Here is a 14,282-nt window from a genome sequence, read left to right as displayed (position 1 = left end):
TACTGCCTTACTGCCTTACTGCCTTACTGCCTTACTGCCCTACTGCCCTACTGCCCTACTGCCTTCCCTGTCTGTCCCCTATGACGCAGATAATGATCGGCAATGGCGCAGGCAACCATCGCCTCGCCGATCGGCACGGCGCGGATGCCGACGCATGGATCGTGCCGGCCCTTGGTCATGATCTCGACGTCGTTACCGTCCTTGTCGATCGACTTTCGCGGCGTCAGGATCGACGAGGTCGGCTTCACGGCGAAACGCGCGACGATCGCCTGGCCGGTCGAGATGCCGCCGAGGATGCCGCCGGCATTGTTGGACAGGAAGACCGGCTTGCCGTCATTGCCCATGCGCATCTCGTCGGCATTCTCCTCGCCGGTGATACGGGCGGCCTCGAAACCGTTGCCGATCTCGACACCCTTTACGGCGTTGATCGACATCAGGCCGGCCGCGATGTCCTGGTCGAGCTTGGCATAGATCGGCGCGCCAAGCCCCGCCGGCACGCCGTCGGCGACGATCTCGATGACCGCACCGACCGAGGAGCCGGCCTTGCGGATGCCGTCCAGATATTTGGTGAAGACGGCGACGGACGCCGGATCGGGCGTGAAGAACGGGTTTTCGGCGTCGCCGACGAAATTCCAGTTCCAATTGGCGCGATCGATCGATTTATCGCCCATCGACACCAGCGCGCCGCGCACCACCATGCCTGGCACGACCTTGCGGGCAAGCGCCCCGGCCGCCACCCGCGCCGCCGTCTCACGCGCCGAGGAGCGGCCGCCGCCGCGGTAATCACGCAGGCCGTATTTGACCTCGTAAGTGTAGTCGGCATGGCCCGGCCGGAACTGGCGGGCGATGTCGCCATAGTCCTTGGAGCGCTGGTCGACATTCTCGATCAGCATCGACACCGGAGTGCCGGTGGTGATCATCGTCTCACCGTCCTCATCGAGGATGAAGCCGGACAGGACCTTGACCTCATCCGGTTCGCGACGCTGCGTCACAAAACGCGACTGGCCGGGGCGGCGCTTGTCGAGTTCGGCCTGGATCTCGTCGCGAGTGAAGCGGATGCCGGGCGGACAGCCGTCGACGACGCAGCCCAGCGCCGGCCCATGGCTTTCGCCCCAGGTGGTGACGCGGAAAAGATGGCCGAACGTGTTGTGCGACATGGAACCAGCCCTGCCGGCGTCGGAGCCGGCCTAGCGCATGACCCCGAGAATCGGAGCGATTTTCGGAAAGGATCATGCACAAAATCAAAAGTGCTACAGCGTCCTTTGCGCGTCCAGGAGGACGCGCGGCGCTGTCGCCTGCCTTCTATTGGCGTTTTCCACAGTGGTCAAACTGTGATCCCGCGGATTTAGTTTTGACACATTCGATTGGTTTCTGCTCAGTTCCGTTCCGTTGGACCGAGCCGCTGTACCGGCAATGATTAAAGAGGACGATGATGCGTATCCTGATTGGCGCTGTTGCCGCCACGCTGTTGATTTCCACCGCCGCCTTCGCCGGCCAGACCGAAGGCCTGATCAAGAAGGTCGACAAGGACGCGCTGACGCTGACGCTGGACGACGGCAAGTCCTACAAGCTGAACGCCGAAACCGATCTCGATGCGCTGAAGCCAGGCATGGACATCGTCCTCGCCTATGACGTGACCAATGGCGAGAACGTCGTCACCGACATGGAACTGCCGGACACCGGATCGACCGAGTAGAGTCTTTCCGGCCGATCCATCCCGAAGCCGGCGGGTGGAAACGAGCACATAGCGCTCTGAACGGCATAGGAATGCTTGTCACTGAACGGCTGAAATGAGCCGGGAGCGGACTGGCATCTTTCGAGCATCTAGTTGGCAAAGTAGCCATTCAGCTCATGACCGTATTTACGAGGCGGCCACGCAAGTCCGCAGGTGAGACGCCAATAGTTCGGACGCGGGCTTGCTCGGGCTCTGCAACGGGCTCATTAAGTAGTAGGCGCCACCGGGGATGATGGACTGATTGCGGAAGATCACCAACCGCTCTTCCCGGACAAGGTCACCGGTGTTCGCAATCCATCCGAGCATCACTCCCATCCCTGCTAGCGCAGCCTGAGTTGCCTGAACGTGATTGTCAAATGAGAGATCTCCTTCCCGGTCATGCGGTAGACCGACCGCGTCGAAATATTCGTCCCAGCCTGGCGAAAATTCCTCGTCGGCATTAACGTGGAGGAGGGTAGCTTGCCCGAAATTGCCAGAGCCGAGCCGTTCAACGGCCTTCGGGCTACAGACTGGGATCAAGCGCTCATCGAACAGCGGTTCGCATTTGCCATCAAGCCAGTCGCCCGCCCCATAGCGAATCACCAGGTCGGCTTCGGGCGTAAACTGCGGGCTGCCGGATGTTGGTACAACCCGGACAATAATGTCGGGGTGTCGAGCGTAGAACGTCGCCAAACGTGGCATTAGCCAATATGTGCCAGTACAGACGGTGCAAGCGATCGTAACGACGTTCTGCTCGCTTCGCTCTAGTGCTCTAATTTTTCCGATTGCGCTCTCGATCCGATCCATTCCGTCCGAAACTGCGTGAAGCAGAACCCGGCCTGCGTCTGTCAACGCAGAAGGACGCATCCGTCGATCGAGCAGCTTCGTGCCGATGTGGTCCTCGAGATTCCGAAGCGCTTGGCTGACGGCGGGCTGCGTGACATTCAACTCCGCCGCCGCGCTCTGGACACCGCCGGCACGAACCACGGTTTCAAAGGCTGTCAGAAGCCGGAGGGGAGGGAGATGTCGACGCAATATCATAATCCCTTGCTTATGTCAGATTAGACTTTCAGATCTTCCAAACCTAATCAAATAACGCAATTATCGCAACTAGCGAGGGCCGATCCACAGTTACAATATAAGCACACCTTAACCAGAGCGAGTTCATGAACGCCCATCCCCATCCCTCCGAACTGACTGCGGAAGAAACACAGTCGCTTCGGGTCGATCTTGCTGCAGCCTTTCGTCTGGCAGCTCAGTTCGATTGGCATGAATCGGTGGGAAATCATTTCAGTGCCGCACTTTCCGCTGACGGGAAGAAATTTCTCATGAACCCACGCTGGCGGCACTTCGGGGAGATTCGGGCGAGCGATCTCTTGGTTCTTAACGCTGGCGACAGCGAGGTGATGACTCGGCCTGACGCTCCAGATCCTTCCGCGTGGACGATCCACGGTTCCGTGCACGGCGCGCGCCCGGAAGTCAGGGTTATGCTGCATTGCCATCCGCCGTATACGACGGCGCTAGCCAGCCTGAAAGATCCTGACATGAAGCCTGTCGACCAGAACACGGCCCGTTTCTTTGGCAAGCTCGGGTTTGATCTCGGCTTCGGCGGTATTGCTGACGATGCCGCCGAAGGGCAACGCTTGGCGGCTGCTTTCGGCAACAAGAGCGTCATCATCATGGGCAACCATGGTGTCACGGTCACGGGCCGAACAGTCGCCGAGGCTTTTGAAGACCTCTATTTCGTAGAGCGCGCGGCCAAGATCCTTGTGCTCGCATATTCAACTGGCCAGCCTCTGAATGTCATGTCCGACGACCTCGCCCAGAAGACAGCCGATGGCTGGCTTCCCTACAATGACCAGGCATTCGCGCACTTCGACTACTTGAAGCGGCAATTGGACAGAAACGACCCTTCATATCGCGGCTAGCCCTGGACTTCACGGCGTAAGGAGAAAACGTGCGTAATATTGAAGTTCTGTTCTTTGACGTCCTGGGGACGATGGTCGACTGGCGTGGCAGCATCACGGCCGAGGTCGGAGAGTTTCTGAAACGCCACAACCTTGGCCGCATAGACCCTGCTCGTTTTGCCGACGCGTGGGTAGGACGCTACGACGCTTCAGTCGACCCGATCCGGGCAGGTGAGCGATCATTCGTTTCCCTCGATCAGGTAAACAGAGAAAATCTCGTTGCCAGCCTCGAGGAATTCGGCTTGTCCTCCGCATCATTGCCACCGGAGGAACTTGAAGACCTCAATCTGTCTTGGCACCGCCTGAAGCCCTGGCCGGACTTGGGCGAAGGTCTTTCTCGCTTAAAGTCGCGTTTCATAATCGCTCCGCTGTCCGATGGACACGCCCGGCTTCTGGTGAACGTGTCGAAATTCAATAATCTGCCGTGGGATTTTATCGTTGGCGCCGATATGTCTCAGGCTTACAAGCCTATGCCGCAGGTCTACCTGCGGGCCTGCGAGTTGCTCGAGGTCCAGCCGGAGAATGCCATGCTGGTGGCGGCGCATGACTACGACCTGGAAGCGGCCCGTCGTTGCGGATTGAAGACCGCCTACATCGTTCGCGCCAATGCTGAAGACCCATCCAAGGTAGGTAACCAGAAGGCACAGGACGGCTGGGACTACAAAGCGAAGAACCTGCTCGAACTCGCCGACATGCTCCAATAGCCACGCAGTATGCGTCCCTTCCAAGTTGACCGTCCGGCTCCAGCTCATCGATCGGTCGACGAGCCAGTCCTGTTACCGCCGCAGCGGACACCGGATGCTGCCAGCGACACCCTGCGGGATCTATGTCGAGCTTGGAAAAGGCCAACTGATTTAAATGCCAGGGGAAACTGTGGCCAACTTAAACACCGTACCCCGAGATGTAGTTTTTTATCTGGTACCGGAGTTCGATATTCTGTCGTTCGGAGGCGCGCTTGAGGTGTTCCGCCTTACGAACCTGGTCTTGGGCTACCAGGCTTACAGTTGGAGGCTTCTCTCTGCAGACGGGAGTGACGTCAGGGCAAGCTGCGGTCTGGATATTCAGACGGTCAATTCGATTTATCGCGAGAGATCCTACCTGGTTGGCGGCAAGCGTCCAGACAAAGTGATTGTCTGCTCAGGTCCTAATGTTGACAGGTATCGCGATCGTGCAGTGGATGCGTGGCTGCGAGAATGCAGTCATCGCGGCGTTGTTCTCGCTGCGCTATCCTCCGGCGCTCAGGTGCTAGCAACGGCAGGCCTGCTTGAAGGCCGCAGATGCGTCATTCATTGGCGGAATTTTCCCGCGTTCGTTGAGCATAACACTTGGGTTAACGTCAGTCTGGGTATCTACGAGATCGATGGAGACATTTACACCTCGGCGGGAGGCGCCTCTTCGATAGACATGATGGCCTGCATCATCGGCCGAGACTTCGGGGAGGATGTGTTTGCGCGGGTATGTCAACATCTCGTCGCCGACCAGATTCGGGGGGCAACAGCTCGGCAGAGGTTGCCTCTGTCAAAACGACTAGGGCCATGTAACGAGGTGGTACTGCATGTTGTTCGGAGGATGGAAGAAAATCTCGCAGATCCGATTCCAATGGGCGCTTTGGCTGCCGCTACTCGTCTCTCGCGTCGGCAGCTTGAGCGGTTGTTCCGAAATGAGTTCAGCTGTTCGCCGGCTAGGTACTACATGAATTTGAGACTTGAGCATGCCGATGGGCTCCTTATTCAGACCAAACTGCCGATTGTCGACATCGCTGTCGCGTGCGGATTTGTATCGGCATCGCATTTTTCGAAGGTATACCGAGAGGCGTATGGTCGCACACCTCAGAAGACACGCATCAGCCGAACTAGCTCTTTCCCGCCGAGCTTGATGCCGCAAAATGACAGAATGATACTTGCCAGCTGAATCGCTGACGGTCGAGGCCTATGCCGTGAAACTCTGCTGGACCTGGCGGCCAGCGGCAAATGGAACGGGCCAAGGCAATCCAACTGGCAGCAGTCGCCCGATTAGTTGAGACCGAGTGCCGCTCCTTGCGTACCCTCGAACGGAACTTCGCTGTCGACGACGTCCGCTTTCAGGCAATGGCGAGGGGATGCTGAGCGGCTGATATGCGGCGCAAAGCGGCTATTCGCGGCTCGCCATCTGGAGGTCGGGTCACCTTGCATCGTCCCGACTTGCCTTCAATGCCTGTGAAGGGGCTGATCGTTAAGAGTTTGACCCCTCAAGCCACTCCAGGCGCCGGCCGTCCAGCCTGAGCAGGCGGTCCTGCGGCACTTCCATGCTGACCGCATCTTGTTCGGACATCCCCAGCACGAAGCGGAACAGCGCGCGCATGACGCCACCATGGGTCACGCAGACCGTCTGGCGATCGAGCGCGTCGAACCACGGCTTCACCCGTTCGAGCAGCATCTGGTAGCTTTCGGCGCCCTCGCCCGGCGGCTGGAAATTCCATTTGTCGAGGCGGCGTTGCCTGGTCGAACCGGGATTGTTCGCCTCGAGTTCGGCAAAGGTGAAACCCTGCCAGTCGCCAAAGCTCAATTCTACGAGCAGCGGCTCGGTACGATAGGCGTGCGGATCGAGCTTCATCGCCGCGCGCAGGCGCTCCATCGTCTCGCGCGTGCGCCGCATCGGGCTGGCGACAAAGTCGAAATCGTCGGGCTTGTCGATGAGTTCGGCCAGCCTGCGCCCGTTGCGGCTAGCCTGCTCGCGGCCAAGCTCGTTGAGGTCGGTATCGGCCTGCCCCTGCAGCCGGGCCTCGGCGTTCCACGCCGTCTGGCCGTGGCGCACGATATAGACGAGCGGGTACATCAGGTCTTCCGGAAGAGGTCAGGCGGCGACGTCAGTCCTTGACGGTCGAAATATCCGGCGCATCGACCGCCTTCATGCCGACGACATGATAGCCGGAATCGACATGATGGATCTCGCCGGTGACGCCGCGCGAAAGGTCGGACAGGAAATAAACGCCGGAATCGCCAACTTCCTCCTGCGTGACCGTCTGCTTCAATGGCGAATTGTATTCGTTCCACTTCAGGATATAGCGGAAGTCGCCGATGCCGGATGCGGCAAGCGTCTTGATCGGGCCGGCGGAGATCGCGTTGACACGGATCTTCTTGGCGCCGAGATCGACGGCCAGATAGCGCACGCTGGCTTCGAGTGCCGCCTTGGCGACACCCATGACGTTGTAGTGCGGCATTACCTTTTCCGCGCCGTAATAGGTCAGCGTCAGCAGCGAGCCGCCCTCGGTCATCAGCGCCTCGGCACGTTTGGCGATGGTGGTGAAGGAATAGACCGAAATATCCATGGTGCGCAGGAAATTGTCGCGCGTCGTCTCGACATAGCGGCCGGTCAGCTCGTCCTTGTCGGAGAAGGCAATGGCGTGGACGAGGAAATCGAGCTTGCCCCAATGGCTGGCGATATCGGCGAACACCGCATCGAGGCTGGCCGGGTCGGTCACGTCGCAATGGCCGGCGACATGCGCGCCCAGTTCCGCCGCAAGCGGCTCGACGCGTTTCTTGAACGCCTCGCCCTGATAGGTCAGCGCGATCTCGGCGCCGTGGTCGACACAGGCCTTGGCGATGCCGTAAGCGATCGAGCGATTGTTGGCGATGCCAAGGATAAGGCCGCGCTTGCCGGCCATAAGGCCCCGTCCACCCGCCATGTCAGCGCTCTCCGCAAGGTTCTCTACTTCGTGGAGTGCCTATCGCACAGCCACAGTGCCCCTTCAAGCGTTCAAAGCGGACAGTTCGGGGGACAAAGCTGTTGGTCTACAGAGCCGCGCATCCTTTGGACGCGCAAAGAATGCTGTAGCACGTTGACCTTGCAGTCGTGGGCCAGTGGAAAGATCGGACACTTGGTATCGGTGTGGCACGGCGGAAGATGACCCTTTGGGGGAAGTTCGTTAGTCAGCCGACGTCACGCCATGACTCAAGACAACTTCCATGGTTTGGGCCGTGGACGACCGCTTTGCGCCTCGTCTCGGCATTCAAGTCAGCTCGGCCATTGCCTTAAACTGGACATTATAGGCGACCGCGCTGGAGGCCGGCATTCGAAACCCTTCACAATAGCCGTCATTCCGGAAGCTTCTTAGAAGCGGCCACTTAAGATTAGGCGTCGCGTATTGCAGTTCGACGTGCCCCGTAGCCGACGAAAACGCGGATAAGAAGCTAAACCGCGCTGGAGATCACATCGAAGCAGTCTCCGCCTGGACAACGGCTCCTGATAAACAGTCCACGCATCGCCGGTATCCCGGCAGCGCCTGGGAAAATTTTAGCCACTGCTCGGTCAGAAAGACGCAGGTGTTCCGTCAGCACGCCCTTTATGATCGATCGTACGTCCGTCGTAGCAGCCAAGTCTGTGCCGCCATGAAGCAGGTCTCGAGCAAGACCTGGCCAGCGATTGCCTACTCGCCCGCCGGCAACGGCGCCACCCATTAACAAGGTGACACTCGCGACGCCGTGATCAGTGCCGCCGTCGGTGTTGGGCACCACGGAACGGCCGAACTCCGTGACCACCAGCACCGCAGTCCTGTTCCAGGCAGGCCCGGACGCTTGGGCAAATGCAACGAGACCCTGCGCCAGCCCATTCAAACTCCGCGCCAGCCTTCCGAAGTCCGCTCCCTGCGCCACATGCGTGTCGAAGCCGGCCACCTCGAGCATCGCGATTCGCGGTCCGCCCGTAGCTGACAGGGCAAGCGCCGCGCTCCTGGCCGCGTCGCCGAAGCGAGCCGCGTCGCATGCGGCATGTTGTTCCAGAAGGCTTTCGCCGGCCTTTGCGCCGGACGGCCAAGTGCCCTCGGTGCAGAGACGGACGAAGTCGAGCCGAGGATTGGCCAGCGCAAGATCGGCCAGCATGTCCATCGATCGATCGGCCGGTCTGGCCCGCCACACCGGCTTCTGCCGGCGCGACAGTACAGACGAAGCCCGGTCGAGCCATCCGGCGCTGCCGCCGTCGATATCGCCGTCGAACAGCGTCGCCTGGGCGGCCGCGTGGGACCGGCCCGCATCCGGAATGGCGGTCGCGGGCACGATGAGCAACTCGCCGCACGAGTAGTAGGGCAGGAGGGGCCTGAGCGCCGGATGAAGCGCGAAGAGCCCATCGAGCTTGAGCATCTCGGCGACGCCGGAGTTCGGGAAAGGCACGAGGGGCCCGCGCGCCGAAGCAAAATGCGGATCGCCGTAGGGCGGCACGGCAGCTAATGCATCTAGTCCGCCACGCACGTGGACGAGCAGAAGGCGAGGATCTTCGTCCACAAGCGAGGCACCGGCCAGACGCACGCTACCGAACGCGGACGCCAAGGCCAAACCTTGCAGCGCTGCCCTTCGGGTCAGTTGCATTTAGGCTCGTCCGAACTTGGGTTCACCGGCGTACCCGCGGTCATATACCCTAGCAGATCCGTATTCGGGATAAGACTTCCCGTTGTCAAAGCCTTGTTAGTCGGCTGCGCATTGCGAACCAAAAGACCGGCAAGTGCCGGGGCTGCGAAAGATGTGCCCGAACAGATGTTCCTCCGGAGCTTGCCGCTCTTTCGGCTCTTCCACAGTGACAGGACATTGACGCCCGGTTCAGCATAGGACGCGCCGAATGCCCCCCTGCGCCATAGCGTGTCGCACCAGGCGTTGCTGATGCCTTGGCATTTCCCAGGAGTTGCCACCTGAATATATTCGCTGTTGGAAGCCGACGCGCTGTATATCGCTCCCACCTTGTTTCCTGTCGTCACAGGCGAAAAATAAGTCGCCGCATTGGCCGGGAAATAAGACTGTACCCAAGGACCCTCTTCGTCTTCCCGGGGGTTGCCCGCAGCTATCACAACGCGCACCTGACGGTCGGCGATCTGATAAAGAAGGGCGTCGAGAAACTTAAGATCTTGCAACGTGCTTCCGCGTCTGGTGCTCTCCAGATATAATGCACCCCAACTCACGTTCAGAATATCCCCGGCGACCGCGTTGTCCCGAACATAGCGAAGCGCGAGAAGAGGCGGGCCGAAAATTTCGGTCTTCAGCTTACTGAAGGCCTTTACGATCTTGAGCGGGGCGTCGGGGCTGACACCAACCAGACCTATATACTGTTCGCCCTGCTTGACACGCTTTCCGCCGATAATTGCTGCCACCATCGTCCCGTGCCCTACCGTGTCGTCGAGGCTCGACACGGTCTGGCATGGGCTGCTCGTGCAATCGATGGCTTCCTGAACCTTGAGGAGCCCGGCGGTGACAACGTTCCAATCCACTCCGCTGTCGATGATCCATACGGTGGGCGATCCTGAAGCCACCGGCTGTGGTGACCCGACGACCCTGCAGACGCTGGGAGGGACAACGTCCGCAGTCGGCGAGATGCCCAGGAGTTCCGGCCCCTCGCAGCTGGCACCATCGAACAGGTTCACCACGAAAGGATCCGGCTCCTCATATCCCCTGGAGCGCAGCTCTTCGATCTCGCTCTCGGAAAAGGTCCCCGTCACGATGCTGATACCGATATCCGGCATATCCACCGCTTCCAGCTTGCCCTTGCCTGCGATGAACTTGTTCAGCGCGCCGATATCCTTGCGTAACTCCGCCGCCCTGGCGATGTCGACGATGAAAGTCTTTTCGATGTCACCGCTGTCGGTTAGGCCCTCCTCGCTTGACGCTTCCGGTCTCACTGTTCCGACAACGGCGAGGAGACAGCCGAGCAACAGCACACGAAGTTGAGCAAGTATCATTCGTACACCCTCCGGCTGTCGTTACTGATACCGCGAGGATCAGAATGCTCCCAATACGGCTTTCTGTCCATGAAAACATCGAGTCGATGGGAGCATGCCGCCTGCGCATTGCTTGCGACAGATGCAAAATGCGTTTAGGCTATTTGCATTGACCTCGGAGGGGAGCCTCGGCGATGCCCAGGGCAGAATTGAAGCCAGGTCGGCAAGTCCAAGAGATCGGCGCAGCGATCGTAGGGGCCTGGCTCAAGCTTTTGCCGGCCTCGTCACGTATCTTGTCCATGGATTCAACAGATCCCCTAACAATTACCATTGATCGGCAGATTTTCGCCGTCGGTGATACTATCAGACTTCGGCCGGAAGCAGGCCGTGCCATCGGCAACATTAGGGTCCGGACCGCCGCCGCCGGAACAGCGCCACATTCACAGACACTGACGATAGAAGATCTGAATGGGCAGCCCATAAAATACGAGGATGACCCTCTCGACGGGGGCGACGCGATCCCGGATGCTGCCGCCTATGCGGACCTGAAGCGTGATCTCAAGATCGTGCTGGAAGACATCGTGGAAACGGGAGTGTCTGTCGAAGTTCACGTGGACGAACCGAACTTGATCAATGTGGTGGTGCCCCAGGTGCCGAGGGGGGTCCTGACCCGCGGCGATCTGATCGATTATCTCCACGACTATCACAAATATGCCCAGGGCAGGCACTACCATGACGAGCTAGCCACGGCCGTGCTCTTCGGCTGCAGATAGTCGCCAGTCCCTACTCGGGCAATCCCGCTTCCCGCATGCCGTTGAGCAGCGTGTTGCGGTCTCCGTCCAGCTTGTAAGGTTCCTTGGTGGCGAACCGCCGCCGGGAGAACTCCGGTGCGCCACGCAGAACCAGCAACGTGTAGCTCTTCGCCTCTTGGCTTCGGCCAAGCAGGGCGTTCGCTGCAGCCAGATAGACCTTAACCCAGGTCGGCATGGTGGACGAGCGGCCCAGATCGACAACTGCCTTGTCCGGACGGTGGGCAATGAAATGGGCAAGACCGCGGAACGGCCAATACCATGAAGGCTCGTACAGGGGATCGAGCACTCGCGCCCGTTCGAACCAGTCCAAGGCGCTTTGGGGCTCGCCGGCAAATGTTTGATAAGTCCCTTGATAGGAGACCTGCTCGGGATCGTGCGGATTGAGTTCGAGCGCGCGTGTGTATAGCTGAGATGCGACGTCGAAATCACGACGGTGGAGGAGCACCCAGCCCAGTATGTTCAGGCAGACTGGATCATTGGGGGAAAGCGCCACCGCTTTTTTGGCGATGTCATAAGCCTCGGCAAGCACCGCATCCGACGGCCCCATGTCGCGAAACCATTCAAGCTGTTTATAGTGGGCGAGCTTGGCGTACGCGCGCCCGTAGGATGGATCGAGCTCGATCGCCCGCTGATACCATTGTCGAGCCTCCATTTCGGCCGCGATGTCGCCCAGGGGCAGGGCATTGCCCCGAAGCACGCACTCATAGGCCGCGAGATTGGCAGGTGGTTTACGCCGCGCCTTCTCGGCGCCGGCGGCCGTAAGACGGCCGATAACGGTCCCGACGATCTTCCCGATCAGTTCGTCCTGGACATCGAAGATGTCCTGCTCGTCCCCGTCGTAGCGCTCGGCCCACAAGCACTCGCCCGAGGTTGCGTCGACCAGCTCGCATGTAATGCGCATTCGCCGGCCCATGCGGCGGATGCCGCCTTCGATGACGAAATCCACGCCGCTATCCGCGACCAGGTCCACATCCTTGAGCCGCGTCGACGTATAATGGGACGCAACCGTAAGCTGAGTAAAGCGCGTCAGTTCCGTGACGATATCTTCGGTGAAGCCGCCACTGAAATAGGGTTGGACGTCGCCCGCGCTCTTGAACGGGCGAACGAGGATGGAGGGCTTGCTCGGACCAGCCACCTGCGCAGTCGATGCAGGTGGCAGCCCTTTGGGCTTTTGGAACAACGAGTATACGGAAATCGGGCGTGGAATGTTCTTGAGATGCTGTTCGCCGCAATATTCAAACGGAAGATTAATTTTGTCGCGAACTTCGTCGTGCACCTTTCCGGAAAGGCAAATACCGCCCGGGCTTGCGAACTGTTCGAGGCGCGCGGCTATGTTGACGGTATCTCCAAACACATCGCCATCGGTATCGACAATGATATCACCGAAGTTGATCCCAATCCGGAGAAAAATTTCCTGGCTAGCCTTCCCCGAAGACTGGCCGACAAGCAGTTCCTGGACTTCCACTGCTGACTGCACGGCTCCGAAAGCGCTTGGAAACTCGGCGAGCATCCCGTCTCCGGTCGTTCTCACAACCCGTCCCCGGTGCTGCGTGATCCTAGGCTCTATTTCGTCCTGCATGAGATGTTTGACGAGCGCGAAGGTGCGCTCTTCGTCGCGGGCCATCAGCGACGAGTAACCGACCATGTCAGCAGCCAGGATAGCCGTCAGACGTCGCTGAAGATTGCTGTCGCCCGCGTTCATTCTCTCCCTCGGCGGGTTATATTATGTTCAACGTCGGCTTGACGATATCGAAGCGTCTCGCAGGAGTTTGCATCATACTCCAGTGCGTGTCAGCGTGCGAATGAGCATTTGGTGTAGAGGATTGAACAGTGAGGGCCGTGCTTGGGTGAAGGGTCCATAATGCCGGAGCGGCAGGGGTCCGAGGCAGGGGCCGGCGGGTCAAGCCTGGTTTACGGCCCCATCGTGATCACCGATCCCACGCTCGGATGCCCGATCACGGTCGCGGTCGGTCCCGTCCGAGGGGCCAGACCTTCTCGTTTTGTGTCAGGGTGGGGCAACACCACCCAGGAGGCGGCAACCGCCTGCGGGTATGAGGCCGATGAAACCTATTTCGCCCAGATGATTCCTCATGAGCGACTCTCACGCGCCCGCGCCGGCGAATTACGCGGGCGCGTGATCGAGCCGCCTGCACTCACACTTTTCAGTGATGCGCAGTATCGCGAGCGGCTGCATTGGAACAAAAACATCGATGATAGCCGCGCGGTCCCGATCCGCTGGCACAGGTCGCAGCCGCTGGACTGGATCCGGAGCGATCCGCGCTTCAGCACGAGCGAGGCCTGGGTGCCTGCGGGATTGTGCTTTCTCGGGTATCCCAACAATGAGTCATCAGGTCTGCCCCCGGCGGACTCCAATGGTCTTGCGAGGGGATCGAGCATAGAGGACGCGGTCGTGCGCGGCTTCTGCGAAGTCGTGGAGCGCGATGCAACAGCCATATGGTGGTACAATCGGCTGGTTCTGCCTCGGATAGACCTGACTTCGCTGTCGGATGGACTGGCGTCCCAATACGCCGACTGGCTGCAGACGCAGAACCGCGAATTGCGGCTTCTGCTCCTGACGCTTGACCTGCCCATCCCCATTGTCGCTGCAATTTCTCATCACATCGGGGGTGGCGCGATTGCGTTCGGATTCGCGGCCGGACGATCCATGTCGGAGGCGGCCCGGCGCGCGGTGGGGGAACTTGCGGAATGTGAGGCGAACCTTACCCTGCTCAAACGGAATGCCGATACGTCCGGCACGGCGGCCTTTACCCCCGGCGCGCTGCACCTCTATCGGTGGCACATGGACGAGAACATTCACCGCCTTCCTCACCTTTCCGGCAATTCAGCAGTTCAGGCCTCGTCGGCCGAGTTGCGACTGGATTGGAACTATTGCCTCGACATCTGCCACGAGCAGGAACTTGAGATCTTCGCGGTCAACCTGACGCACAACGCCGAATCGCCTGTTGCACGAGTGTTTGTACCTGGACTTCGTCCTACCAAGCCTCGGTTTGGCGGCGGCAGGCTCTATGATGTTCCTGTGCGCCTAGGTTTGATGCCATCAGTTTCCCAGGCCATCCACGAGGTTCCCTTTCCATTGTGATCCGTATGGTCGC

Annotated in this window: 13 protein-coding genes; 6 read left to right on the top strand and 7 right to left on the bottom strand. The window is 59.7% G+C overall.

Going from position 1 to position 14,282, the window contains the following annotated elements; translation table 11 throughout:
- Positions 1–47: 47 nt before the first annotated feature.
- Positions 48–1,157 carry a chorismate synthase gene (aroC, locus tag AC0L2Y_RS01710; protein ID WP_473553380.1) on the bottom strand — a complete coding sequence of 370 codons (1,110 nt, stop codon included), beginning with the start codon at positions 1,155–1,157 and terminating at the stop codon, positions 48–50.
- A 275-nt stretch (positions 1,158–1,432) separates the two neighbouring features.
- Between aroC and AC0L2Y_RS01705 the strand changes: the two genes are divergently transcribed.
- Positions 1,433–1,696: a DUF1344 domain-containing protein gene (locus AC0L2Y_RS01705; RefSeq protein WP_023716902.1), complete on the top strand. Its 264-nt coding sequence runs from the start codon at positions 1,433–1,435 to the stop codon at positions 1,694–1,696.
- Between the two features lie 165 nt (positions 1,697–1,861).
- Here AC0L2Y_RS01705 and AC0L2Y_RS01700 read toward each other — a convergent pair whose 3' ends face one another.
- Complete coding sequence (locus AC0L2Y_RS01700; RefSeq protein WP_473553378.1) at positions 1,862–2,755, bottom strand: LysR substrate-binding domain-containing protein; 894 nt, start codon at positions 2,753–2,755, stop codon at positions 1,862–1,864.
- A 125-nt stretch (positions 2,756–2,880) separates the two neighbouring features.
- Between AC0L2Y_RS01700 and AC0L2Y_RS01695 the strand changes: the two genes are divergently transcribed.
- The 3 genes from AC0L2Y_RS01695 to AC0L2Y_RS01685 all read left to right on the top strand — a co-directional run bounded on the left by AC0L2Y_RS01695 (position 2,881) and on the right by AC0L2Y_RS01685 (position 5,592).
- Positions 2,881–3,642, top strand: a complete 762-nt coding sequence (locus tag AC0L2Y_RS01695; RefSeq protein WP_352489600.1) for a class II aldolase/adducin family protein — start codon at positions 2,881–2,883, stop codon at positions 3,640–3,642.
- A gap of 29 nt (positions 3,643–3,671) precedes the next feature.
- Positions 3,672–4,385 (top strand): haloacid dehalogenase type II, encoded by a 714-nt coding sequence (locus tag AC0L2Y_RS01690; RefSeq protein WP_352807798.1) that lies wholly within the window; start codon positions 3,672–3,674, stop codon positions 4,383–4,385.
- Between the two features lie 169 nt (positions 4,386–4,554).
- The gene (locus AC0L2Y_RS01685) at positions 4,555–5,592 is read left to right on the top strand and encodes a GlxA family transcriptional regulator (RefSeq protein WP_473553376.1); all 1,038 of its coding nucleotides are present in this window, start codon (positions 4,555–4,557) and stop codon (positions 5,590–5,592) included.
- 300 nt (positions 5,593–5,892) lie between these two features.
- Here AC0L2Y_RS01685 and AC0L2Y_RS01680 read toward each other — a convergent pair whose 3' ends face one another.
- The 4 genes from AC0L2Y_RS01680 to AC0L2Y_RS01665 form a co-directional block, all read right to left on the bottom strand.
- Entirely contained in the window at positions 5,893–6,495 is a 603-nt protein-coding gene (locus tag AC0L2Y_RS01680) for a histidine phosphatase family protein (protein ID WP_473553375.1), read from the bottom strand.
- A 31-nt stretch (positions 6,496–6,526) separates the two neighbouring features.
- Entirely contained in the window at positions 6,527–7,345 is an 819-nt protein-coding gene (fabI, locus tag AC0L2Y_RS01675; protein ID WP_352489596.1) for an enoyl-ACP reductase FabI, read from the bottom strand.
- A 505-nt stretch (positions 7,346–7,850) separates the two neighbouring features.
- A complete protein-coding gene (locus AC0L2Y_RS01670) occupies positions 7,851–9,020 on the bottom strand; it encodes a DUF1501 domain-containing protein (protein ID WP_473553373.1) in 1,170 nt (389 codons plus the stop codon).
- Positions 9,011–10,378: a S8 family serine peptidase gene (locus AC0L2Y_RS01665; protein WP_473553372.1), complete on the bottom strand. Its 1,368-nt coding sequence runs from the start codon at positions 10,376–10,378 to the stop codon at positions 9,011–9,013. Before AC0L2Y_RS01665 ends, AC0L2Y_RS01670 begins: the two co-directional genes overlap by 10 nt.
- Before the next feature lie 173 nt (positions 10,379–10,551).
- Here AC0L2Y_RS01665 and AC0L2Y_RS01660 point away from each other — a divergent pair, with 173 nt between their 5' ends.
- Positions 10,552–11,130, top strand: coding sequence for a hypothetical protein (locus AC0L2Y_RS01660; RefSeq protein WP_473553370.1), 579 nt, complete (start codon positions 10,552–10,554; stop codon positions 11,128–11,130).
- Between the two features lie 10 nt (positions 11,131–11,140).
- Here AC0L2Y_RS01660 and AC0L2Y_RS01655 read toward each other — a convergent pair whose 3' ends face one another.
- Positions 11,141–12,871: an adenylate/guanylate cyclase domain-containing protein gene (locus tag AC0L2Y_RS01655; RefSeq protein ID WP_473553369.1), complete on the bottom strand. Its 1,731-nt coding sequence runs from the start codon at positions 12,869–12,871 to the stop codon at positions 11,141–11,143.
- 222 nt (positions 12,872–13,093) lie between these two features.
- On the opposite strand from AC0L2Y_RS01655, the gene AC0L2Y_RS01650 reads away from it, so the two are divergent.
- On the top strand, positions 13,094–14,269 hold the full coding sequence (locus AC0L2Y_RS01650) for a YcaO-like family protein (protein WP_473553367.1): 1,176 nt from the start codon (positions 13,094–13,096) through the stop codon (positions 14,267–14,269).
- Positions 14,270–14,282: the final 13 nt, after the last annotated feature.

It is taken from the genome of Mesorhizobium sp. WSM4830 (assembly GCF_055811495.1).
The sequence above is the reverse complement of the archived record's forward strand: the minus strand, read 5'-3'. Positions and strand labels throughout refer to the sequence as shown.

Excerpts from the sequence above, each read along its gene's own strand:
- aroC (WP_473553380.1), bottom strand. The coding sequence starts at position 1,157 with ATGTCGCACAACACGTTCGGCCATCTTTTCCGCGTCACCACCTGGGGC.
- AC0L2Y_RS01705 (WP_023716902.1), top strand. The coding sequence starts at position 1,433 with ATGCGTATCCTGATTGGCGCTGTTGCCGCCACGCTGTTGATTTCCACC.
- AC0L2Y_RS01700 (WP_473553378.1), bottom strand. The coding sequence starts at position 2,755 with ATGATATTGCGTCGACATCTCCCTCCCCTCCGGCTTCTGACAGCCTTT.
- AC0L2Y_RS01695 (WP_352489600.1), top strand. The coding sequence starts at position 2,881 with ATGAACGCCCATCCCCATCCCTCCGAACTGACTGCGGAAGAAACACAG.
- AC0L2Y_RS01680 (WP_473553375.1), bottom strand. The coding sequence starts at position 6,495 with ATGTACCCGCTCGTCTATATCGTGCGCCACGGCCAGACGGCGTGGAAC.
- fabI (WP_352489596.1), bottom strand. The coding sequence starts at position 7,345 with ATGGCGGGTGGACGGGGCCTTATGGCCGGCAAGCGCGGCCTTATCCTT.
- AC0L2Y_RS01670 (WP_473553373.1), bottom strand. The coding sequence starts at position 9,020 with ATGCAACTGACCCGAAGGGCAGCGCTGCAAGGTTTGGCCTTGGCGTCC.
- AC0L2Y_RS01665 (WP_473553372.1), bottom strand. The coding sequence starts at position 10,378 with ATGATACTTGCTCAACTTCGTGTGCTGTTGCTCGGCTGTCTCCTCGCC.
- AC0L2Y_RS01660 (WP_473553370.1), top strand. The coding sequence starts at position 10,552 with ATGCCCAGGGCAGAATTGAAGCCAGGTCGGCAAGTCCAAGAGATCGGC.
- AC0L2Y_RS01655 (WP_473553369.1), bottom strand. The coding sequence starts at position 12,871 with ATGAACGCGGGCGACAGCAATCTTCAGCGACGTCTGACGGCTATCCTG.